22 protein-coding genes are annotated in these 20977 nt (G+C 60.4%); 8 read left to right on the forward strand and 14 right to left on the reverse strand.

Annotated features, from left to right (window positions below; all coding sequences use genetic code 11):
- Positions 1–155 precede the first annotated feature (155 nt).
- The gene (locus tag QRN10_RS15810; RefSeq protein WP_181080120.1) at positions 156–1100 is read left to right on the forward strand and encodes an alpha/beta hydrolase; all 945 of its coding nucleotides are present in this window, start codon (positions 156–158) and stop codon (positions 1098–1100) included.
- A 52-nt stretch (positions 1101–1152) separates the two neighbouring features.
- Positions 1153–1623, forward strand: a complete 471-nt coding sequence (locus QRN10_RS15815) for a MaoC family dehydratase (protein WP_003175719.1) — start codon at positions 1153–1155, stop codon at positions 1621–1623.
- A 112-nt stretch (positions 1624–1735) separates the two neighbouring features.
- On the opposite strand, the gene QRN10_RS15820 is transcribed toward QRN10_RS15815, so the two are convergent.
- On the reverse strand, positions 1736–2203 hold the full coding sequence (locus tag QRN10_RS15820) for a ferritin-like domain-containing protein (RefSeq protein WP_003175720.1): 468 nt from the start codon (positions 2201–2203) through the stop codon (positions 1736–1738).
- A gap of 207 nt (positions 2204–2410) precedes the next feature.
- On the opposite strand from QRN10_RS15820, the gene QRN10_RS15825 reads away from it, so the two are divergent.
- Both QRN10_RS15825 and QRN10_RS15830 read left to right on the forward strand, forming a co-directional pair.
- Positions 2411–2647 carry a DUF3820 family protein gene (locus QRN10_RS15825; RefSeq protein WP_181080169.1) on the forward strand — a complete coding sequence of 79 codons (237 nt, stop codon included), beginning with the start codon at positions 2411–2413 and terminating at the stop codon, positions 2645–2647.
- Positions 2648–2659: 12 nt separating this feature from the next.
- A complete protein-coding gene (locus QRN10_RS15830) occupies positions 2660–3841 on the forward strand; it encodes an aminotransferase class V-fold PLP-dependent enzyme (RefSeq protein WP_285428686.1) in 1182 nt (393 codons plus the stop codon).
- 101 nt (positions 3842–3942) lie between these two features.
- On the opposite strand, the gene QRN10_RS15835 is transcribed toward QRN10_RS15830, so the two are convergent.
- The 3 genes from QRN10_RS15835 to zwf are packed head-to-tail and all read right to left on the reverse strand — an operon-like array spanning position 3943 to position 6792.
- Positions 3943–4608: a bifunctional 4-hydroxy-2-oxoglutarate aldolase/2-dehydro-3-deoxy-phosphogluconate aldolase gene (locus QRN10_RS15835; RefSeq protein WP_285428687.1), complete on the reverse strand. Its 666-nt coding sequence runs from the start codon at positions 4606–4608 to the stop codon at positions 3943–3945.
- 17 nt (positions 4609–4625) lie between these two features.
- The gene (pgl, locus tag QRN10_RS15840) at positions 4626–5339 is read right to left on the reverse strand and encodes a 6-phosphogluconolactonase (protein WP_253509101.1); all 714 of its coding nucleotides are present in this window, start codon (positions 5337–5339) and stop codon (positions 4626–4628) included.
- Positions 5326–6792 carry a glucose-6-phosphate dehydrogenase gene (gene zwf, locus QRN10_RS15845; protein WP_181080117.1) on the reverse strand — a complete coding sequence of 489 codons (1467 nt, stop codon included), beginning with the start codon at positions 6790–6792 and terminating at the stop codon, positions 5326–5328. Before zwf ends, pgl begins: the two co-directional genes overlap by 14 nt.
- Before the next feature lie 218 nt (positions 6793–7010).
- On the opposite strand from zwf, the gene QRN10_RS15850 reads away from it, so the two are divergent.
- Positions 7011–7871 (forward strand): MurR/RpiR family transcriptional regulator, encoded by an 861-nt coding sequence (locus tag QRN10_RS15850; RefSeq protein ID WP_181080168.1) that lies wholly within the window; start codon positions 7011–7013, stop codon positions 7869–7871.
- 117 nt (positions 7872–7988) lie between these two features.
- Here QRN10_RS15850 and QRN10_RS15855 read toward each other — a convergent pair whose 3' ends face one another.
- The 10 genes from QRN10_RS15855 to QRN10_RS15900 form a co-directional block, all read right to left on the reverse strand.
- Complete coding sequence (locus QRN10_RS15855) at positions 7989–8834, reverse strand: D-hexose-6-phosphate mutarotase (protein ID WP_266246506.1); 846 nt, start codon at positions 8832–8834, stop codon at positions 7989–7991.
- Positions 8835–8932: 98 nt separating this feature from the next.
- Positions 8933–10279: a carbohydrate porin gene (locus tag QRN10_RS15860; RefSeq protein ID WP_181080115.1), complete on the reverse strand. Its 1347-nt coding sequence runs from the start codon at positions 10277–10279 to the stop codon at positions 8933–8935.
- Between the two features lie 85 nt (positions 10280–10364).
- On the reverse strand, positions 10365–11525 hold the full coding sequence (locus QRN10_RS15865) for an ABC transporter ATP-binding protein (protein ID WP_181080114.1): 1161 nt from the start codon (positions 11523–11525) through the stop codon (positions 10365–10367).
- A 2-nt stretch (positions 11526–11527) separates the two neighbouring features.
- Complete coding sequence (locus QRN10_RS15870) at positions 11528–12373, reverse strand: carbohydrate ABC transporter permease (protein WP_181080113.1); 846 nt, start codon at positions 12371–12373, stop codon at positions 11528–11530.
- Complete coding sequence (locus QRN10_RS15875) at positions 12366–13274, reverse strand: carbohydrate ABC transporter permease (protein ID WP_003175732.1); 909 nt, start codon at positions 13272–13274, stop codon at positions 12366–12368. The genes QRN10_RS15870 and QRN10_RS15875 overlap by 8 nt, the downstream gene beginning before the upstream one ends.
- Before the next feature lie 107 nt (positions 13275–13381).
- Positions 13382–14668 carry an ABC transporter substrate-binding protein gene (locus QRN10_RS15880; RefSeq protein WP_285428688.1) on the reverse strand — a complete coding sequence of 429 codons (1287 nt, stop codon included), beginning with the start codon at positions 14666–14668 and terminating at the stop codon, positions 13382–13384.
- Between the two features lie 104 nt (positions 14669–14772).
- Entirely contained in the window at positions 14773–16032 is a 1260-nt protein-coding gene (locus QRN10_RS15885) for a D-mannose isomerase (RefSeq protein ID WP_285428689.1), read from the reverse strand.
- A 113-nt stretch (positions 16033–16145) separates the two neighbouring features.
- The gene (locus tag QRN10_RS15890) at positions 16146–16973 is read right to left on the reverse strand and encodes an ATPase (protein ID WP_285428690.1); all 828 of its coding nucleotides are present in this window, start codon (positions 16971–16973) and stop codon (positions 16146–16148) included.
- A gap of 127 nt (positions 16974–17100) precedes the next feature.
- A complete protein-coding gene (locus tag QRN10_RS15895; RefSeq protein ID WP_181080109.1) occupies positions 17101–18099 on the reverse strand; it encodes an NAD-dependent epimerase/dehydratase family protein in 999 nt (332 codons plus the stop codon).
- Between the two features lie 52 nt (positions 18100–18151).
- Positions 18152–19045: a LysR family transcriptional regulator ArgP gene (locus QRN10_RS15900; RefSeq protein WP_181080108.1), complete on the reverse strand. Its 894-nt coding sequence runs from the start codon at positions 19043–19045 to the stop codon at positions 18152–18154.
- A gap of 98 nt (positions 19046–19143) precedes the next feature.
- Here QRN10_RS15900 and QRN10_RS15905 point away from each other — a divergent pair, with 98 nt between their 5' ends.
- From QRN10_RS15905 to QRN10_RS15915, 3 genes are all read left to right on the forward strand, one after another.
- Positions 19144–19545 carry an ACT domain-containing protein gene (locus tag QRN10_RS15905; protein WP_181080107.1) on the forward strand — a complete coding sequence of 134 codons (402 nt, stop codon included), beginning with the start codon at positions 19144–19146 and terminating at the stop codon, positions 19543–19545.
- Between the two features lie 5 nt (positions 19546–19550).
- On the forward strand, positions 19551–20150 hold the full coding sequence (locus QRN10_RS15910; RefSeq protein ID WP_181080106.1) for a LysE/ArgO family amino acid transporter: 600 nt from the start codon (positions 19551–19553) through the stop codon (positions 20148–20150).
- Positions 20151–20328: 178 nt separating this feature from the next.
- Positions 20329–20925 carry a superoxide dismutase gene (locus QRN10_RS15915; RefSeq protein WP_003212997.1) on the forward strand — a complete coding sequence of 199 codons (597 nt, stop codon included), beginning with the start codon at positions 20329–20331 and terminating at the stop codon, positions 20923–20925.
- Positions 20926–20977 lie beyond the last annotated feature (52 nt).

Genomic DNA, 20977 nt, shown 5'->3' on the forward strand with positions numbered 1-20977 from the left:
CGGAGCTTTGGGGACGTTAGCAGCTATGGCCAAACAGGCAAATACACTGAACTGTGTCATTGATTGTATGAATCTTGCCGCTGATGCGCAGGCAGATACCCCGCCCCTCACCCGATCAGCGATACACTGCAACGACCCGGAGCAAAGGAATCGCCATGAACCCGTCCACCTTCTGGCTGACCGCCAACGATCACACTCGTCTCTACGTGAATCAATGGATGCCGCAGGCTCCGATCAAGGCCGTGGTGATGGTGTCCCATGGCATGGCTGAGCACAGCGGGCGCTATGCGCGGCTGGCCCAGGCGCTGTGCGACGCGGGCTACGGCGTGTACGCGCCGGACCAGCGCGGTCATGGCCGGACCGCCGATGAAGGTACTCTGGGGTTGTTCGCCGAGCGCGACGGTTGGAGCAAAGTGGTGGGCGATCTGGCCAGCCTCAACCAGCACATCGGCCAACAGCATCCGGGGCTGCCGATCGTGCTGCTGGGGCATAGCATGGGCAGCTACATCGCCCAGGCTTACCTGCTGCACCACAGCGCCAGCCTGCATGGGGCGATTCTCAGCGGGTCGAATTTCCAGCCGGTGGCGCTGTACCGCGCCGCGCGCCTGATCGCTCGCGCCGAACGCCTGCGCCAAGGCGTGCGCGGTCGCAGCGCGCTGATCGACTTTCTGTCGTTCGGCTCATTCAACAAAGCATTCAAACCCAATCGCACAGCTTTCGACTGGCTCAGCCGCGACCCGGACGAGGTGGATAAGTACATCAACGATCCACTCTGTGGCTTTCGCTGCACCAACCAATTGTGGGTGGACCTGCTCGGCGGCTTGCAGCAGATCAGCAAAGCGTCCAACCTGCGGCAGATCGATCCGGGCCTGCCGATTCTGGTAATGGGCGGCGAATGTGATCCGGTCAGTGAGGGCAAGCGTCTCACCCACCTGGCCCAGGCCCTGCAAGCGGCCGGCTGCCAGCACCTGCAGCTGACTATCTACCCGCAGGCGCGTCATGAAGTGTTCAACGAAACCAATCGTTCGCAAGTCACGGCGGATGTACTGACATGGCTGGACCACGCCCTGAGCTTGCATCGGCCGCCCCGCTGCGAATAACTTTTCCTTTGAAATCAAAAAATTACCGATTATCCACAGGATGCACCTTGAGATGACCCAGGTTACCAATACCCCGTACGAAGCCCTTGAAGTCGGCCAGACCGCCAGCTACAGCAAAACCGTTGAAGAGCGCGATATCCAGCTGTTCGCCGCCATGTCCGGTGACCACAACCCGGTGCATTTGGATGCGGAATACGCGAAGGCGACCATGTTCAAGGAGCGTATCGCCCACGGCATGTTCAGCGGCGCACTGATCAGCGCAGCGGTCGCCTGTGAGTTGCCTGGGCCGGGTACCATTTACATCGGCCAGCAGATGAGCTTCCAGAAGCCGGTGAAGATTGGCGACACCTTGACCGTGCGCCTGGAAATCCTGGAAAAACTGCCCAAGTTCCGCGTGCGCATTGCCACCCGTGTGTTCAACCAGCGCGATGAGCTGGTGGTGGATGGCGAGGCGGAGATCCTCGCACCGCGTAAACAGCAGGTGGTGACCCTGACCGAACTGCCGCCGATCAGCATCGGCTGAATACAAAGGTGAGAGGGGGCTTGCAGCCGATTGCGGTAAGTCAGTCATTAAACATCGACTGATTCACTGCTATCGGGAGCAAGCCCCCTCCCCCATTTACTACGCGGTAAGCTTACGACTGAGCGCGAGCCTGGTTACGCAGGGCTTTCACTTGGTCGTGATTGCGTTGTACGCCATGGTACTGACGCTCAACCAGGTCACGAATGCCCAGCAGGTTGTGCTTGTTGATCTTCTCGATCGCTTCACGGTAAGCCTTGAGTGCGTGGTCTTCACCGCGCTCGGCTTCGTTCAGCACAGCCTCTTCATCTTTACCGGTCACCATCGACTTAACGTCGACCCAACCACGGTGCAGTGCGCCGGCAACGCTGCCGGAATCTTCCGGATCACCACCCAGGGCACGCACGGCGGTTTTCAGCTCGGCGGCAGCGGTGGCGCAATCAGCAGAACGCTTGGCAAACAGCGCCTTGAGTTCTGGGTGCTTGATGTCTTCAGCGCACTCTTTGAAACCTTTTTGACCGTCGATGCTGGTTTCGATCAGGTCGTTCAGTACAGAGATCGATTCTTTGTTGATGTCAGTCATTTTTCAATTCCTTATGTGGGTTGAGAAAGGTTGTCTTAATGATTGCAGCGCTCGTGCCAGGTTTTGAAAAATAAATTTATTGTTTAAATTCAAATAGTTACGAAATATTGAACCATCTGTATCTACGTTATTTGCATGATCTGTCATTTGGCCTTCATGCAGAATGCCTGTATTTTCCAAGACCAACCTCGTAACTGCCTGACGCCCATGAACCCGGAAAAGCTGGAACTGCTGGTCACCCGCGAAATGCCCTTCGGCAAATACAAGGGCCGGATCATCGCCGACCTGCCCGGCCCTTACCTGAATTGGTTCGCCCGTGAAGGTTTCCCCCACGGCGAACTGGGCGGTCTGCTGGCACTGATGCAGGAAATCGACCACAACGGCCTGTCAGAACTGCTCGACCCACTGCGCGCCAAGCACGGCAAACCCGCCCCACGCCATTAAGAGCCCACGCCCATGCCCTGCAATGCCGATAACGAAGCGCACTGGCAAGCCATCGCCCAGCGCTATGACTGTGAGCCAGGCCCGATCAATCTGGAAAATGGCTACTTTGGTCGCATGAGCCGTGCGGTCCAGGCGCAATACCTGGAGCATGTAGCGTTTATCAACCGCAGCAATGCGGTGTATGTGCGCCAGCGCTTTGAACAAGGCGAGAGCGTCGAGATCCGGCGCCAGCTCGCCGCCTTGATCGAAGTGGACCCCGAGTCGGTGGCGTTCACCCGCAACGCCACCGAAGCCTTGCAGTCGCTGATCCGCAATTACAATCGCCTGCAGCCGGGCGACCAGGTGCTGATCAGCGACCTGGAGTACGACACGGTCAAGGGCGCCATGCGCTGGCTGGCGGCGCATCGCGGTGTGGAGGTTGTCGAACTGTCCCACACCCACCCGGCCAGTTTCGACAGCCTGCTACAGACCTATCGCGATGCCTTCGCCCAACACCCGTGCCTCAAACTGATGGCTCTGACCCACGTCACCCATCGCACCGGGCTGGTGATGCCGGTAGCCGACATTGCTCAGGCTGCGCGGGCCCACGGCGTAGACGTGATCCTCGACGGTGCCCACGCCCTGGGCCAGATCGATTTCAACCTCGCCGAACTGGGCATCCAATTCGCCGGGTTCAACCTGCACAAGTGGATCGGCGCGCCGTTGACCCTGGGCTTTTTATACATCGCGCCCGAGCGCCTGGCCGATATCGACACGGACATGGGCGAATTTCACTACCCGACCACCGATGTACGCGCGCGTACCTCCTACAGCACGCCGAACTTTCCGGCGCTGATGACCCTGCCGCGGGTACTGGACGAGCATCGGGCGCTGGGCGGCGCGGCAGCCAAGGGCGCGCGGGTCAATTACCTGCGCAATGTGTGGGTGAGCCAGGTGCGGGCATTGCCGGGGATCGAGGTGCTGACGCCGGACGATCCAAGGTTGTATTGCGGGATTACCGCTTTCAAGTTCAGCGGTCGTGACCAGCAGGCGATGGCGGAGCGTTTGCTCAAGGACTACAACCTCTTCACCACGACGCGCGTCGGGGCATCGTTCGGGACGTGCATTCGGGTCACACCGGGGTTGGTCACCTCGGTGGCCGACATCCATCATCTGATCCATGCCATCACCGAACTGCACCACCGCCCTCGTTAGAAGCGAGCTTGGCGTTATTGCAGGCAAAAAAAAGCGGTACACCGACCAAGTGCACCGCAAAAATGCCGTTAAGCACAGCAACAACGATTCGGTAAATCAGATCAATCCAGCAGCGCCAGCGCCTGAGCGGTGACTTCCTGAATACGTGCCCAGTCGCCGTTCTTGACCCACTCCGGATCAAGCATCCAGCTGCCGCCCACGCACATCACGTTTTTCAACGCCATGTAGCTTTTGATATTGGCCGGGCCGACGCCGCCGGTGGGGCAGAACTTCACTTCGCCGAACGGGCCACCCAACGCCTTGATCGCCGCTACGCCACCGCTGACTTCAGCGGGGAACAGCTTGAAACGACGGTAGCCCAGGCCATAGCCTTCCATGATGCCGGACGCATTGCTGATGCCCGGCAGCAGCGGGATCGGGCTGTGTATCGAGGCTTCCAGCAGGTCGCGGGTGATCCCGGGGGTAACGATGAACTGCGAGCCGGCCACTTCCGCCGCCTCCAGCATGTGACGATCAAGCACAGTACCGGCACCGGTGCACAGCTCAGGACGCTGCTCGCGCAGGACCTGGATGGCCTTGAGGCCGAACTCCGAACGCAGGGTCACCTCCAACGCGGTCAAACCGCCAGCCGCGAGGGCATCGGCCAGCGGCAGAATGTCCTGTTCGCGGGCGATGGTGATCACCGGCAGGATCCGCGCCTTGGCGCAGAGGCTGTCGATCAAGGCAACTTTATCCGCCATGGACACGGTCGGTTGTGGGCTTTTCATAGCGGCTGATCCTTGGCTCATGGGCACCAGTAAATCTCTAAAGTAGGTTGCAAAAACGCGCGAATCGGCATGGCGGCGACATCGTCTCCGGCCAGCGCGGCGCTCAAGGTGGTCAATTTCGAACTGCCGGAGATCGACAGTACGGTGTAGTGGGCCGTGGCCAGCAACGCGCGACTCATGGTCAGGCGCTGGTGCGGCACGGTCGGCGCCAGCATTGGCCAGCAACGGCGGGTACCGTCGGGCTGCAGGGCTTCGTTCAGGTTCGGGCTGTTGGGAAACAGCGAGGCGGTGTGGCCGTCATCGCCCATGCCCAACACCAGCACATCGATGGCCGGCAGTTCGGCCAGCAGGCGGTCGGCCTGCTCGGCAGCTTCTTCAAGGTTCGCGGCAGCGCTGTACAGGCTTAGGAACCGCGCCTTGGCGGCCGGGCCCTGCAACAGGTACTTCTTCAACAGGCCGGCGTTACTGTCGGCGTGTTCCACCGGTACCCAGCGCTCGTCGGCCAGCGTGATGGTGACCTTCGACCAGTCCAGGCCCTGCTTGGCCAGGTTCTGGAAAAACGCCACCGGGCTGCGCCCACCGGATACGACCAGGGTCGCGACGCCGCGGGCACTGATGGCCGTGCGCAGTTGCTCGGCCACATCGTTGGCCAGGCCGTCCGCCAGCAACGCAGGCGTACGGTACTCATGAGCGTTGACGCCTTGCGGCAGTTTCAATTCAGATATCGCCATACCACGACCTCCCATCCCGCGTGATCAGTGCAATGGAGCTCATCGGCCCCCAGGAGCCCGCTGCATACGGCTTGGGCGCATCACCGGATTTCTTCCACCCGGCGATCAACTGGTCACACCACTTCCACGCGGCTTCGATTTCATCTTTGCGAACAAACAGGTTCTGATTGCCGCGCATCACTTCCAGCAGCAGACGCTCGTAGGCATCGGGGATGCGCGCGCTGCGATAGGTATCGGAAAAATTCAGTTGCAGCGGGCCGCTGCGCAGTTGCATGCCCTTGTCCAGCCCCTGTTCCTTGGTCATTACACGCAAGGAAATCCCTTCGTCCGGCTGCAGGCGGATGATCAACTTGTTGCTGATCTGCAGGCGCTGCTCGGGAGCGAAGATATAGTGGGACGGTTCCTTGAAATGGATAACGATCTGCGACAGTTTTTGCGGCATGCGCTTGCCGGTACGCAGGTAGAACGGCACTCCGGCCCAACGCCAGTTACGGATATCGGCCCGCAGGGCGACGAAGGTTTCGGTGTCGCTCTGAGTGTTGGAGTTCTCTTCTTCCAGGTATCCGGGCACCGGTTTGCCGGCGCTGTAGCCGGCGATGTATTGGCCACGCACCACTTGGGTGGTCAGACCGTCCGGGCTGATCGGCGCCAGGGCCTTGAGCACCTTGACCTTCTCGTCGCGGATACTGTCGGCGGACAGGTCGGCCGGTGGGTCCATGGCGATCAGGCAAAGCAGCTGCAACAGGTGGTTCTGGATCATGTCACGCAGCTGGCCGGCTTTGTCGAAGTAACCCCAGCGGCCTTCGATGCCGACCTGCTCGGCCACGGTGATTTCCACGTGGGAAATGTAGTGCTGGTTCCACTGGGTTTCGAACAGGCTGTTGGCGAAACGCAGCGCGATCAGGTTCTGGACGGTCTCTTTGCCCAGGTAATGGTCGATGCGATAGGTGCGGTTTTCCGGGAAAAACTGCGCCACGGCGTCGTTGACCTTGCGCGAGGACTCCAGGTCCGAACCGATCGGCTTTTCCAATACCACACGGGTGTTGTCCGCCAGGCCGACCTTGGACAGGTTCTCGCAGATCGCGCCATACACCGCCGCCGGGGTGGCGAAGTAAGCGATCAAGCGTTGTTCGGTGCCGGCCTTTTCGGCCAGGGCCACATAGTCGTCGGCTTTCAAGAAATCGACGTGAACATAGGTCAGGCGCGCCAGAAAGCGCTGGGCGATGCTCTCGTCCAGTTCCTTGCCGACGTACTTGCGCAGTTCTTTTTCGATATGGGCCAGGTGCTGCTGCTCGGAGCCGGCTTCACGGGCCAGGGCCAGGATGCGTGTGTCATCGTGCAGGAGCCCGGCGCCATCAAGCTGATAGAGGGCAGGAAACAACTTGCGCAGCGCCAGATCACCCAAGGCGCCAAACAGGGCAAAGGTGCAGGGTTCTACGGTTATCGAAGGCATGATGTTTGTTCTTTTATCAAGTTAAGCTACAAATACCTTTTTTCAAGGTATCACTCAAGGAAAAATGTAGTAATAACCACAACATTTTCCCGAAATACGCATTGCGTGTGGTGGTGTTCAGCTACCCTCAGTAGGATAGGCCACCGCAACAGGCCGCTCGTCGATTGCTTGCCGCCTTAATTTGCATCGTCGCCCGAAGGAAAGACTGAATGGACCGCGTGCGAAATCTTCTGGAGCAGATCCAGAACCGCCTCGAAGACTTGAACAAGGCAGAGCGCAAAGTCGCTGAAGTCATCCTGCTCAACCCGCAGCAGGCCACACGCTTCTCGATCGCCGCCCTCGCCCAGGCCGCCTCGGTCAGTGAACCGACGGTCAACCGTTTCTGCCGCTCATTTGGCGTCAGCGGTTACCCTGAACTCAAATTGCAGCTGGCGCAAAGCCTGGCCAGTGGCGCGGCGTACGTCAGCCGCGCCGTGGAAGCCGATGATAACCCCGAAGCCTACACCCAGAAGATCTTTGGCAGCGCCATCGCCTCCCTGGACAGCGCCTGCCAGGCCCTGGACCCTAACCTGATCAGCAAGGCCGTGGATTTGCTGATTCAGGCCCGGCAGATCCACTTCTTCGGCCTCGGTGCTTCGGCCCCGGTGGCGATGGATGCCTTGCACAAGTTCTTTCGTTTCAACCTGGCGGTCACCGCCCATGCCGATGTGCTGATGCAGCGCATGATCGCCTCGGTGGCGCATACCGGTGAGTTGTTCGTGATCATTTCCTACACCGGGCGTACCCGCGAGTTGGTGGAAGTGGCGCGCATCGCGCGGGAAAACGGTGCATCGGTACTGGGTGTAACCGCCGAGAACTCGCCACTGGCCAAGGCCAGTACCGTGAGCCTGAATATTCCATTGCCGGAAGACACCGACATCTATATGCCGATGACGTCGCGGATCATTCAGCTGACGGTGTTGGACGTGCTGGCCACCGGCATGACGTTACGCCGCGGCGTGGATTTCCAGCCGCATTTGCGCAAGATCAAAGAGAGCTTGAATGACAGCCGGTATCCGGTGGGGGATGAGTTTAACTAAGCTCCAATCGCTACCAGCAATACCGCCGCCATCGCGGGCAAGCCCGCTGCTCCCACAGGGGAATGCGTTCCAAATGTGGGAGCGGGCTTGCCCGCGATAAGGCCATAAGCAACAACGCTAAACTCCAGCCCGAGCCTGCAAACTCAGGTGCGCCCTCTCCCCCGGCGCCAGGCTCGCCCCGGCCATCGCCGACTCCACGCACACAAACCCTGACGCCTCGTTAAAGCTCACGCCCAACAATGGTCGACTGCCCGGATGCCACACCACGGTGTCGGCACTCTCGCCAGTATCGATGCACAGTTCGCGCTGCCAGGCGTGATCCTTGAGGTGCAGTTCGCCCTCGTGCTGAAACACCCGTTGACATCCGCCCTCCACGCGCAACTCGCCCTCCTGCTGACACACCTGGCGATTGAGCTGATCGTAACCTTGCGCACCGTCGAGCCCAGACAGCGCTATCTCGTCGACGTGACCAATACGCCAGTAAGCGTGCAATGCATGGCTCAACTGGCATGGCAGTTCGTCCTGATGCTCGGTGCTCAGGCGCAATTCCAGGGTCTCGCCAAGGTGCGCGTGCAGGTCCACCTGCCAGTCACACAGTTGCAACTGCCAGTGCAGGCGCACGCCTTCGTCGTCGTTGCTGCTGTCGAGCAGCTTCCAGTCGATCAGCCGGGCCCAGCCATGGGACGGCCAGGCGTTTTCGCTGGGGTGGCGGCCATACCAGGGCCAGCACACCGGCACGCCGCCACGAATGGCGCCGACCTGCGGCCACTTGGCCGCGCACCATAGCCAGGGTTTCTGGCCACGGGGCTGAAAATGCAGCAGTTGCGCGCCCTGGCGACTGAACACCGCCTGGCACAGCGGATGGTCGATCACCAATACATCGCGCATCTGAAAGCGCTCCCAGGCAAACACGGGGCGCGGGCGCAGGGATTTGAAAAAGCGTTGCAGCGGATGCTCAGGCATGTGCCACGGTCCTGTATCACAGTGCTGCGCAAAAAAAAGCGGATAGCCATGGCTATCCGCAAAATGCGCACAGAGAGAAGGAGCTTATCGCACCAGCGTTAGAACTGAGACTGAATTTTCAGGCCAGCCACCAGCGCGTTGTCGACTTTGTCCACGCCGCCAGGTTGCACGACGTATTGCAGGTTGGGGCGTACGGTCAGCCAGTTGGTGACGTGGAAGCCGTAGTTGAGTTCGAAGTTGTATTCGGTTTCGCGGATCGGCGTGTACAACGGGTTGTCGTAATCGCTGACACCGTTCGCGGCGTTGAGCAGCTCAGAGTTACGCTTCACGTCGTTGTTGACATGCAGACGCGCGGCACCAATGCCGACGTCGTCTTTTGGACGCGCATCGAATGGGCCTTTGTACACCAGCATGAGCGACTGATAGTTGTCGACCAGGTTGGTTTCCTTGTCGTGGAAGGTGGCGTTGGCTGCGATGTTCAGGCCGCGCGACGCGTCGCCGTTATGGGTGGTGAGTTGCTGCTGCGCAACGAACCAGTAGCCTTTCTTGCTGCTGCGGGTACGGAAGTCAGCGCCACTGAGGACCGCATCGCCACCGTTGACGTCCTTACGCACGTCCGGAGCATCGGCTGCGCTCTTGTAGTAACCCACACGGTATTCGCCCGGCAGGTTATTCACCTTCGGCGACCAGACCAATTCAACCGGGATCACAGTACCCTTGGTGCCGCTGCCGCTGAGCTTGAAGCCATTGCCATGCTCCAGCTGCGATGGGTTCTGGTTGTAGGCGCCGATCTGGGCGTACAGCTCAGGCGTAATGTTGTACTTCACGCGGATAGCCGCCTGGCTGACTGGCCAGTTGTACCAGGTGTTGACGTAGTTACCGACCTGGGAGCCGCAGAACGACAGGTTCTGGAAGTCGCACGGGAAGGTGTTGAAGTCTTCGCCTTCACCGAAGTAGCCCAGTTTTACGTCCAACTTGTTGTCGAACATCTGGTGCTGGATCCAGAACTGGGTCAGACGCACCATGTGGCCACGGCCGTACACTTCCTGCGACGAGCTCAAGGTGCCGGCACGTGGGTCGCCGATACGGTCGTTGGAAATGTTCTGGCCATTACGATTGGTCAGCTGGATCTTGGCCTGGGTGTTATCCCAGCCCCACAGTTTTTGCAGGTCCAGTGCCACGCCAAGGCCGAACTGGTCGGAGTAGCGACCGGTCTTGTCGTTGTTGTAACCGCCGTGGGCGTTGTAGCCCATCTCCCCGACATAGTCGGCCTTGATGTCGATACCTTGCTCGATCAGCTTGGTACGCTCGCCGCCCCAATCGCCGGTCATCCACTTGGAGTCGGCACTGAAGGCATCGGCCGCCATCGCATTGGCGGACAATACCAGGGCTGCTGCTGCTGACAGTTGGCAGATCAGCCGAGTGTTGTTGTGCTGCTTTTTCATCCCTACATCCTCGTCTTTATTGTTATTAAACTGTTTTTATCTAACGCGGGTTACATTTTTTAACTAAAACAACAACTTATCTTACTCAGCGGCCCTTGAACTGGGTCACGTTGTCGGCGTGCCCCGGTACCGGCAATGCGGCGACTGTGCCCAGGCGCTCGCCGGTATTGGCGTCAAACAGCAGGACCTTGGCCGGGTCGAACTGCAGCGTCAGGGTCTCGCCCACCTGCGGCGCCACATCGGGCGCCAGGCGGCAGCAGACCTTGGTGTCGTTGAGCTGCACGAATACCAGGGTGTCCGGGCCCGTGGGCTCGGTGACCTGGACTTCGGCACGAATGCTCGACGAGCCGTTACCCTCGCCCGCCGCCAGCACGATCTGCTCCGGGCGCAGGCCCAGGATCACATCGCGGTCTTCCAGCCCGGCGTCGTTCATCCCCAGTGGCAACTCGCAACGAGCCTGGCCGCTGTCGAGCAGCGCCACCAGCCTTCCGTCTTTGCGTTTTAGACGCATAGGAACGAAGTTCATCGGTGGTGAACCGATAAAGCTTGCCACAAATAGGTTAGCAGGGTCGTTGTAAATTTCTTTCGGCGTACCGAATTGCTGGATGATGCCGTCCTTCATGACCGCCACTTTGTCGCCCAGGGTCATCGCTTCGATCTGGTCGTGAGTCACGTAAACCGTGGTGGTTTTGAGGCGTTGGTGCATCAACTTCATTTCGGTGCGCATCTCGACACGCAGCTTGGCGTCGAGGTTGGACAGCGGTTCGTCGAACAGGTAGATCTTCGGCCGACGCGCCAGGGCCCGGCCCATGGCCACGCGCTGTTGCTGGCCGCCGGAGAGTTGGCCCGGCTTACGGTTGAGCAGGTGTTCGATCTGCAGCAGCTTGGCCACGCGAGCCACTTCGGCGTCGATATCGGCCTGGGGCATCTTGCGGATTTTGAGGCCGAATTCGATGTTCTCGCGCACGCTCATGGTCGGGTACAGGGCGTAGGACTGGAACACCATGGCGATGTCGCGATCCTTGGGGCTCATGCCGCTGACATCCTGATCGCCGATCATGATCGCGCCGCCGGTGATGGTCTCCAGGCCGGCGATGCAGTTCATCAGCGTGGATTTACCGCAACCCGAAGGGCCGACCAGAATCAGGAATTCGCCTTCCTTGATCGACAGTTCGATGTTCTTCAAGGTGTCGGGCAGGCCGGCGCCATAGGTCTTGTTTACATTGCGAAGTTCAAGCGTAGCCATGATTACCCCTTGACCGCGCCGGCCGTGAGGCCGCGCACGAAATACTTGCCTGCGATCACATAGACCAACAGGGTCGGCAGCCCGGCGATCATCGCCGCCGCCATATCCACGTTATATTCCTTGGCCCCGGTGCTGGTGTTGACCAGGTTGTTCAGCGCCACCGTGATGGGCTGCGAGTCGCCGCTGGAGAACACCACGCCGAACAGGAAGTCGTTCCAGATTTGGGTGAACTGCCAGATCAGGCAGACCATGATGATCGGCGTCGACATCGGCAGAATGATCTGACGGAAAATGGTGAAGAAACCCGCACCGTCCAGGCGTGCGGCCTTTATCAGCGCATCCGGGATGCTCACGTAGTAGTTACGGAAGAACAGCGTGGTGAACGCCAGGCCGTAGACCACGTGCACAAACACCAGGCCCGTGGTGGTGCTGGCCAGGCCCATCTTGCCGAGGGTGAACGATGCCGGCAGCAGCACGGTCTGGAACGGCAGGAAGCAGCCGAACAACAGCAAACCGAAGAACAGCTGCGAACCCCGGAAGCGCCAGAACGACAGCACATAGCCATTCAACGCGCCGATGGCGGTGGAGATCAGCACGGCCGGAACGGTGATCTTGATCGAGTTCCAGAAGTAACCATCCACGGTATCCCAGGCCTTGACCCAGCCGATGCCGGAAACCACGGTCGGCCAGCTCAGCAGGTTGCCGGTGCTGATGTCTTCCGGGGTCTTGAAGCTGGTGAGCAGCATCACCACCAGCGGCACCAGGTACAACAGCACCGCAAGGATCAGCACTGCGTAGATCGCGATGCGACTCAGGCTGATGGCAGGTTTGGAAGCGAAACTAGTCATTACGTTTGGTCCTCAGCTCGGAGTAGAGGTAAGGCACGATGATCGCGAGGATCGCACCGAGCATCAGGATTGCACTGGCCGAGCCCATGCCCATCTGGCCACGGCTGAAGGTGAACGAATACATGAACATCGCGGGCAGGTCGGACGAGTAGCCCGGGCCGCCGGCGGTCATGGCCGCCACCAGGTCGAAGCTCTTGATCGCAATGTGCGCCAGGATCATGACCGCACTGAAGAACACCGGACGGAGGCTGGGCAGCACCACGCTCCAATAGATGCGCGGCAGGCTGGCGCCATCGATCTGGGCCGCACGGATGATCGATTGATCAACACCACGCAGGCCAGCGAGAAACATCGCCATGATGAAGCCCGAGGCTTGCCATACAGCCGCGATCACCAGGCAGTAAACGACGCGGTCCGGGTCGATCAGCCAGTCCAGGCGGAAACCTTCCCAGCCCCAGTCACGCAGGAGTTTGTCCAGGCCCATGCCCGGGTTGAGCAGCCATTTCCAGGCGGTACCGGTGACGATCATAGAGAGCGCCATCGGGTACAGGTAAATGGTGCGGATAAAGCCTTCGCGGCGGATTTTCTGGTCGAGGAAAATCGCCAGTGTCACGCCGATCACCAGGGTGATGCCGATGAACATGCCGCCAAACAGCGCCAGGTTCTTACTCGCTACCCACCAGCGATCGTTGTCGAACAACCGCTCGTATTGCGCAAGACCGGCCCATTTGTAACTGGGTAGGAATGTAGACGTGGTGAACGACAGTACAAACGTCCACAGGATGTAGCCGTAGAAGCCCACCAGCACGATGAACATGCTGGGCGCCAGCACCAGTTTAGGTAGCCAGCGCTGCAGTGCATCGAACGGCGAGGCTTTGCTGAACACAGCAACAGAACTCATGGGGAAATCCAATAGTAAGACTGAAGGCAGCTACAAGCGGCAAGCTACAAGCGTCAAGACATACCGCGCCCGCTTGCAGCTCGTAACTTGCAGCTTGTAGCGAGTTCCTACTTGGCAGACTTGATCGCAGCGCCAAGTTTCTTGGCGGTGTCGGCCGGGTCGGCTTTCGGGTCGTTGATGTAGTTGGTCACGACATCAAAGAACGCGCCTTGCACGGCCAGGGTGGTGGCCATGTTGTGCGCCATGCTTGGTTGCAGGCCACCGGTCTTGGCATCGGCCAGGAAGTCTTTGGCCGCGGTCTGGGCGCAAGAGTCGAAGCCGAGCTTGTCCATTTCATTGAGCATGTCGGTTCGAACAGGGATCGAGCCCTTGTTGATGCTGAAGACTTTCTGGAAGTTTTCACCCAGCACGACTTTGGCGATGTCCTGCTGACCGGCCGCAGTGCCTTTGTCTTTCTGCTTGAACACCGCCAGGGAGTCGATGTTGTAAGTGAAGGCTTTGTCGGTGCCTGGGAAGGCTACGCACTCGTAGTCCTTGCCGGCGACTTTCTTGGCGGCGGTCCACTCGGACTTGGCCCAGTCACCCATGATCTGCATACCGGCCTTGCCGTTGATGACTTTGCCGGCTTCCAGGTTCCAGTCCTGGCCTTTGCCGTCGACGTCCATGTAGGTCGCAACTTTCTTCAGCTCAGTCAGGGCCTTGACCATTTCCGGGCCAGTCAGCGCGGCGTTATCCAGGTCGACCAGGGCTTTCTTGTAGCCATCGGCGCCCATCACCGACAGGACTACCGCTTCGAACACGGTGCTGTCCTGCCAAGGCTGGCCACCGTGGGCGAGCGGGATAAAGCCCGCGGCCTTGAGCTTGTCGCCGGCTGCGTAGAATTCTTCGAGGGTGGTGGGGTTCTTGGTGATACCGGCTTTCTTGAAGACTTGCGGGTTGATCCACAGCCAGTTCACACGGTGGATGTTGACCGGCACGGCAACGTAGTCACCGTCGTATTTCACGGTATCGGAGACTTTCTTGTCGAGCAGGGAATCCCACTTCTCTTCTTTGGCGACGTCTTTGAGCACGTCGGTGTCGAGCAGGCCGGTGGACGCCCATTCCTGGATGTCGGGGCCTTTGATCTGGGCTACACCCGGTGGGTTGCCGGCCACGGCACGGCTCTTGAGCACGGTCATGGCAGTGGCGCCACCGCCGCCGGCGACGGCACCGTCTCTCCAGGTGAAGCCGTCTTTCTCAACTTGGGCCTTCAGGACATCCACAGCCGCTTTTTCGCCACCCGAGGTCCACCAATGCACCACTTCCACCGTACCTTTGGAGTCGGCGGCAAATGCACTGAGGGGGAACAACGAGGCAACGGAAATAGCAACGGCGAGGCGATTAATCGCGTTCATCTGAGTACCTTTTTTTGTTGTTATGCATGCAAGTCTTAGGCTTGCGCTGCACGGAGTTTAAACATGGATTTTCAGGGCGCAGGTAACAAAGGGATGCACAAACGTCACCACTTGGTGACATAAGTACCGGCGCTCAATGCGCTGGTCATGCTGGGCGCCAACGGCAGTGCCGGCAGCACCACCGCTTGCCAGGCATGGTACAGGTCAGGCTTGCCGCCCCAGATCCTGCTGCTGGGCTGGTTGTGCGGGTTGAGTTCGTGGTGCCAGCTGCCGTCGCCGCGGTCAATGAAGTGGTTGTCACAGAATTCCCAGATACGCCGGTACCAGGTTTCGTAGTGCAATTGACCGGTGCGCTTGAGCAGAGCCTGGGCGGCGGCGCTGGCCTCGGCGTGGGTCCAGTGCAGGCGTTCGCGCACCACCGGGCGGTGGTTCCAGTCCAGGGTGTAGACAATGCCGGGAGCACCGTCCACGGCCCAGGCATATTCGCAGGCACTGGCGAACAGGCCTTTGGCGTCAGTCAGCAGCCACGCCGGGGTGGGCAGGCCAGCTTCCAGGCGCGCGGCCTCCAGGTGCAGCAACAGCCGTGCCCACTCGAAGCCATGGCCAGGCGTGATGCCATAGGGGCGAAAACCGTCGGCGGGGTTGTCTTCGTTGTAGGCCAGCAAAGGTTGCCAGTGCACGTCGAAATGTTCGATCACCATGAACTGGTTGCCGGCGGCGTGTTGGTGAATCACGCGCTCGACGATGCGCAGCGCGCGGTCCAGCCAGCGCGTGTCGCCGGTGACATCGGCCAGCGCGAGAAAGGCTTCGGTGGCGTGCATGTTGCTGTTGGCGCCGCGATAGGCTTCCAGGCCGCTCCAGTCCTGGGCAAAGGACTCAAGCATCGCGCCCTCCTCTTCGCTCCAGAAAAACTGCTCGATGATATGCATCGCATCGTTGAGCAACTGTTGAGCCCCCGGTGTGCCGGCTACCACCGCCGAACTGGCCGCCAGGGCCACGAATGCGTGCAGGTAGGCGGCCTTGCCTCGATTGCCATCCACCGCACGGGGCGCGGCAAACCAACCGCCGTGTTCAGGGTCGCGCAACGGGCCGCCGAGGGCGGCGACACCATGGGCCACCAGATCGGCATAACCGGGCAAGCCCATGGCATGGGCCATGGCGAAGCTGTGGGTCATGCGGGCGGTATTCATGGTTTCGGCGCGGGCGTCGGCGGGCAACTGGCCGGTGGCGTCGAGGTTGCCGAAGCCTTCGGGCACTCGGGACGCCTTGGCGAACCCCAGCAGACGTTGGCCTTCAGCAGCGAGCCAGGCGTGATGGGCAGGTGCATTCAGCCAACTGCTGGCAGGCAGTGGTTGGGTGGTCATGGGTGGCCCTTATTGTTTTTTGTAGGATGACCGGAGTCTAAACAAGGGCAACCGGAGGGCAAGTAACGAAGGAGACGGAAAATGTCACCAGACGGTGACATTTACTTGTGCGATCACTGGGCAGGCGTGCCGATCTGGCGCTGCAGGTTCTGCACCTGGCTTTGCAAGGTGGTGATATTGCGCGTGGTCTGGATGCGGAACACATCGAATTCCTTATTGGTAGGCGCATCGCTGTTGAGCGGTTGCGTCTCCTGCGCGCTCTTGAGCACGACCAGCTCCTGCTCGATACGGGCAATCGCGGCGCTCGGATTGCCCTGTTTTTTCAAGGCGGCCACATCGGCGACCAGCTCCTTGAGTTCCGCATCGCGCTTGCCGGCATCGCCCTGGGCGGCCTTGAGGGTTGCCACGGCATCGGTCAGGGCCTGCACCTGGCCTTGCAGCTTGGCGTTGGCGTTGGACAGGTCGGTCGTGCTGGCGGTCATCTGGGCCAGACGTTTGTCCAGCTCGGTGGCCTGGCCGGCCACGCCTACCTGCTGCTTACCCTGCTCCATCAATTGAGCTTCCAGCTGTTTAATCTGTTGCTTGAGCGCCTCGCTGCCGTTGTTCACGTTGGCCTCGCTGGCTACCACCTTGCCGGAAATATCCTGCAGGCGCCCGGCCGCTTCTTCACTGATGCGCGCAAAGCTTTCCTGGGTCGCAACCAATTGCTGACCCATCAGGGAAATCTGCTGGAAGCTCCACCACGCCAGGCCGGCGAAGGCGATCAGCAACGCGCCGACCAAGGCCCACAGCGGGCCGGTGCTGGCGCTCTTGACCTTGACCACGGGCGTGGTGCGCGAGCGCACCGACGTGGCGGGGGTCGGTTCGAAATCCTCGTCGTCCCCGTGGTCGGCCCGCAGGCTGGGAACGTTGTCGAAATCGTCGTTGGCATCGTTACGCATGGATCAACCCTGAATCATCGAAGTGGCTGGCTGGAACGCCGAGCGACGGGAGTATAAACCGCACTCGCGCCGCATTGATCGACCGGGCACCGCACATTCGGTTCCCGGTGTGTTGCCGGTTGTGACCTCAGCCGCCGCTCGGGTCCTGGGCCTTCCACCAACCGCAGAACTCGTCGAGGGCGGCCCACAGGCTGACCTTGGGCTCATAGTCCAGATAATGCCTGGCCCGACTGATGTCGAGGGTGAAATCTTTGTTCATTACTTGCATGCCCAGACGCGAAAGCGAAGGCTCCGGTCGACCGGGCCACATTGCACAGAATGCTTCGTTCAACGCTGCCATGCTGTAGGACAACCCGTAGGAACGATACCGGGTGACCTGAGGCAGTTGCATTTGGCGCATCACATAATTCACCACATCCCACACCGGCACCGGCGCGCCGTTGCTGATGTTGTAGGCCTTGCCGAGCGCCGAGCCCGTGGCGAGCAGCCCGCTGAGCAACGCTTCGTTAAGGTTGTGCACGCTGGTGAAGTCGACCTTGTTCAAGCCGTCGCCGACGATGGCCAGACGGTTCTTGCGTTGCATTCTGAGCAGGCGCGGGAAAATGCTCATATCGCCCGCCCCGGTCACAAAGCGCGGGCGCAACGCCAGCACCTCAAGACCGAATTCCTGGGCACCGAACACTTTCTGTTCCGCCAGGTATTTGGTCGCGGCATAGGGATGCTTGAAGCGTTTGGGCACTTGTTCTTCGGTCAGGCCCAAGTGATCGCGGCCGTCAAAATAGATCGACGGCGAGGACAAATGCACCAGACGCCCGACCCGCTCCTTGAGGCAGGCCTCGACCACATTCTCGGTGACCAGCACGTTGCCTTGGTGGAAATCCTGATACTTGCCCCACAGCCCCACGGCACCGGCGCAGTGCACCACGGCCTCGACATCGCGGCACAGTTCGCGCACCAGGTCGGCGTCGCTCAGGTCACCCTGGATAAACTCGGCACCGCGCCGGACCAAGTGCTCGACGCCTTCGGCGCGCCGCCCGTTGACCCGCACGTCCAAGCCCTGCTCCAGGGCGAAACGCGCAAAGCGCCCGCCGATGAAGCCGCTTGCGCCGGTGACCAGAATTTTCATGTATTACCCCGTGTCCTTTCATTTTTCATCGCTATTGCCTTGACGCGTGCCGTCACTCCAACGGCACCAACCATTGACCACACACCTGAGCCAGATGGCCGGTCAACAGGTTCAGCAGTTGCCCGCCATTGCGCCAATGATGCCAGTACAACGGCACATCGATCGGCTTATCTGGCAATAACTCCACGAGTACGCCTTTTTGCAGCTGGTCGCGCACCTGCAATTCGGGGACAAGGCCCCAGCCCAGCCCAGCCTCCGTGAGACGGATAAAGCCTTCGGAGGAGGGGCATAAATGGTGTTCGAAACCACCGTCCACACCGAGCGATGCCAGGTAGCGGTGTTGCAGGAAATCATCCGGGCCAAACACCAGCGCCGGGGTGCGGGCCAGTTGGTCGGCGCGCACTCCGCTTGGAAAGTGCCGCGCAATAAAAGCCGGGCTGGCCAGCGCGCGATAACGCATGGCGCCGAGCAACAGACTGCGGGCACCGGCCACCGGGCGTTCGCTGGCGCAGATGCACGCCGCCACTTCGCCGGCACGCATACGCTTGAGGCTGACCGTCTGATCGTCCACCACCAGGTCCAGCAGCAACTGCTGTTCGGCGCAAAAAGCGCTGACGGCCTCGGCCCACCACGTGGCCAGGCTGTCGGCATTCAAGGCGATGCGCAAGCGCTCGGGCATGCCCTCGTCGTCCAGCGCCGGCACCTGGCTCTGCAGGTCACGTTCCAGCAGACGCACCTGTTGCACATGGTTGAGCAGGCGACGGCCGATTTCGGTGGGTGTCGGTGGCGTAGCTCGCACCAGCACAGGCTGACCGACACGCGCCTCCAGCAGTTTTATGCGCTGGGAAATCGCTGACTGCGACAGCCCCAGCACCTGGGCGCCGCGCTCAAAGCCGGCCTGCTCCACCACGGCCGCCAGGGCGGACAGTAATTTGTAGTCGAACATCAGTTTCTCTAATGAGCGATCAGTAATATTGGTTTTTCTTATACAACCTACGCCGGGACAATAGCCAGCAGTGCCTCTCTTTAATAAGGAACCACCCCATGGCCGGCGAAACCGCCCTGGCAACCCTGCTGCGCAGCATGAGCCCACACCTCAATGACGGTGACTACGTGTTTTGTACCCTGCCCGACGCCCGTATCCCGCCAGGCTGCGAAGTGATTGGCAGCTTCCGCGAACAGGAAGGCCTGACCCTGATCGTGGAACGCCAACAGGCAGAACAGGCTGGACTGGCGTTCGAATACATCGCCGCCTGGATCACTTTAAATGTGCATTCGGCCCTGGAAGCCGTGGGCCTGACCGCCGCTTTTGCCGGCGCCCTGGGCACGGCCGGCATCAGTTGCAACGTGATTGCCGGTTTTTACCACGATCATCTGTTTGTCGGCCGCGCCGATGCCCAACGCGCCATGGCCGTACTGCGCCAACTGGCGACCACTGCGGAGTAAACCTTATGTGGCAAAGCTATCTTAACGGTCTGTTGGTGGCCCTTGGGTTGATCATGGCGATCGGCTCGCAGAACGCTTTTGTACTGGCCCAGAGCCTGCGCCGCGAACACCATTTGCCCGTGGCGGCATTGTGTGTGGTGTGCGACGCGATACTGGTGGCCGCCGGCGTATTCGGCCTCGCGACAGTGCTGGCGCACAGCCCTGTGCTGCTGGCGATCGCCCGCTGGGGCGGCGCCGCGTTCCTGCTGTGGTACGGCACCCTGGCGCTGCGCCGGGCATTTTCCAAGCAGAGCCTGGAACAGGGCGGCAGCCTCAAGGTACGTTCATTGCGCGCGGTGCTGCTCAGCGCCCTGGCGGTGACGCTGCTCAATCCCCATGTCTATCTGGACACCGTGTTGCTGATCGGCTCCCTGGGCGCCCAGCAAACCGAACCCGGCGCATATGTCGCCGGTGCCGCGAGCGCTTCGTTCCTGTGGTTCGCCACGCTCGCACTCGGCGCGGCATGGCTGTCCCCATGGCTGGCACGGCCTTCGACCTGGCGCCTGCTGGACCTGTTGGTGGCTGGCATGATGTTCAGCGTGGCCTACCAATTGATCAACGCCTGACAGATATTCCAAAACGCTCTGGAACCTCTATCCCACACAGTTGTTGCGTGGTTTTGCCACACCCCCGGTGCTATGATCCGGACCCTGCGCCGCAAAGAGTACAAACTCCCCGGCGCATGTTTGGCCGCCCGTGATCGGCCTTGCGCTCACCGCAACTGACCTGATTAGGAGAATCATCATGGCTTTCGAATTGCCGCCGCTGCCCTACGCACACGATGCCCTGCAGCCGCATATCTCCAAGGAAACCTTGGAATACCACCACGACAAGCACCACAACACCTATGTCGTGAACCTGAACAACCTGGTGCCTGGCACCGAGTTCGAAGGCAAGACCCTGGAAGAGATCGTCAAGTCCTCTTCGGGCGGCATCTTCAACAACGCCGCTCAGGTCTGGAACCACACGTTCTACTGGAACTGCCTGGCACCGAACGCCGGTGGCCAACCTACCGGCGCGCTGGCTGAAGCCATCAACGCGGCGTTCGGTTCGTTCGACAAGTTCAAAGAAGAATTCACCAAGACGTCCGTCGGCACCTTCGGTTCCGGTTGGGGCTGGCTGGTGAAAAAGGCTGACGGCTCCCTGGCCCTGGCCAGCACCATCGGCGCCGGCAACCCGCTGACCAGCGGCGACACCCCGCTGCTGACCTGCGATGTGTGGGAACACGCCTACTACATCGACTACCGCAACGTGCGTCCAAAGTATGTGGAAGCGTTCTGGAACCTGGTCAACTGGAAGTTCGTGGCTGAGCAGTTCGAAGGCAAGACCTTCACTGCCTAAGCAACGCTTGCAGTACAGGAGCCCGGCGATTGCCGGGCTTTTTTATGGGCGG

It is taken from the genome of Pseudomonas sp. lyk4-R2A-8, assembly GCF_030209095.1.
Classification (GTDB): Bacteria; Pseudomonadota; Gammaproteobacteria; order Pseudomonadales; family Pseudomonadaceae; genus Aquipseudomonas; species Aquipseudomonas quebecensis.

What these genes read in the sequence shown, in the direction of transcription:
- QRN10_RS15870 (WP_181080113.1), bottom strand. Translation starts at nt 12,373, where the DNA reads ATGACTAGTTTCGCTTCCAAACCTGCCATCAGCCTGAGTCGCATCGCG.
- QRN10_RS15900 (WP_181080108.1), bottom strand. Translation starts at nt 19,045, where the DNA reads ATGTTCGACTACAAATTACTGTCCGCCCTGGCGGCCGTGGTGGAGCAG.
- QRN10_RS15875 (WP_003175732.1), bottom strand. Translation starts at nt 13,274, where the DNA reads ATGAGTTCTGTTGCTGTGTTCAGCAAAGCCTCGCCGTTCGATGCACTG.
- QRN10_RS15905 (WP_181080107.1), top strand. Translation starts at nt 19,144, where the DNA reads ATGGCCGGCGAAACCGCCCTGGCAACCCTGCTGCGCAGCATGAGCCCA.
- QRN10_RS15810 (WP_181080120.1), top strand. Translation starts at nt 156, where the DNA reads ATGAACCCGTCCACCTTCTGGCTGACCGCCAACGATCACACTCGTCTC.
- QRN10_RS15890 (WP_285428690.1), bottom strand. Translation starts at nt 16,973, where the DNA reads ATGCGTAACGATGCCAACGACGATTTCGACAACGTTCCCAGCCTGCGG.
- QRN10_RS15895 (WP_181080109.1), bottom strand. Translation starts at nt 18,099, where the DNA reads ATGAAAATTCTGGTCACCGGCGCAAGCGGCTTCATCGGCGGGCGCTTT.
- QRN10_RS15825 (WP_181080169.1), top strand. Translation starts at nt 2,411, where the DNA reads ATGAACCCGGAAAAGCTGGAACTGCTGGTCACCCGCGAAATGCCCTTC.
- QRN10_RS15815 (WP_003175719.1), top strand. Translation starts at nt 1,153, where the DNA reads ATGACCCAGGTTACCAATACCCCGTACGAAGCCCTTGAAGTCGGCCAG.
- QRN10_RS15915 (WP_003212997.1), top strand. Translation starts at nt 20,329, where the DNA reads ATGGCTTTCGAATTGCCGCCGCTGCCCTACGCACACGATGCCCTGCAG.
- zwf (WP_181080117.1), bottom strand. Translation starts at nt 6,792, where the DNA reads ATGCCTTCGATAACCGTAGAACCCTGCACCTTTGCCCTGTTTGGCGCC.
- QRN10_RS15855 (WP_266246506.1), bottom strand. Translation starts at nt 8,834, where the DNA reads ATGCCTGAGCATCCGCTGCAACGCTTTTTCAAATCCCTGCGCCCGCGC.
- QRN10_RS15880 (WP_285428688.1), bottom strand. Translation starts at nt 14,668, where the DNA reads ATGAACGCGATTAATCGCCTCGCCGTTGCTATTTCCGTTGCCTCGTTG.
- QRN10_RS15910 (WP_181080106.1), top strand. Translation starts at nt 19,551, where the DNA reads ATGTGGCAAAGCTATCTTAACGGTCTGTTGGTGGCCCTTGGGTTGATC.
- QRN10_RS15835 (WP_285428687.1), bottom strand. Translation starts at nt 4,608, where the DNA reads ATGAAAAGCCCACAACCGACCGTGTCCATGGCGGATAAAGTTGCCTTG.
- QRN10_RS15865 (WP_181080114.1), bottom strand. Translation starts at nt 11,525, where the DNA reads ATGGCTACGCTTGAACTTCGCAATGTAAACAAGACCTATGGCGCCGGC.
- QRN10_RS15820 (WP_003175720.1), bottom strand. Translation starts at nt 2,203, where the DNA reads ATGACTGACATCAACAAAGAATCGATCTCTGTACTGAACGACCTGATC.
- pgl (WP_253509101.1), bottom strand. Translation starts at nt 5,339, where the DNA reads ATGGCGATATCTGAATTGAAACTGCCGCAAGGCGTCAACGCTCATGAG.
- QRN10_RS15860 (WP_181080115.1), bottom strand. Translation starts at nt 10,279, where the DNA reads ATGAAAAAGCAGCACAACAACACTCGGCTGATCTGCCAACTGTCAGCA.
- QRN10_RS15830 (WP_285428686.1), top strand. Translation starts at nt 2,660, where the DNA reads ATGCCCTGCAATGCCGATAACGAAGCGCACTGGCAAGCCATCGCCCAG.
- QRN10_RS15885 (WP_285428689.1), bottom strand. Translation starts at nt 16,032, where the DNA reads ATGACCACCCAACCACTGCCTGCCAGCAGTTGGCTGAATGCACCTGCC.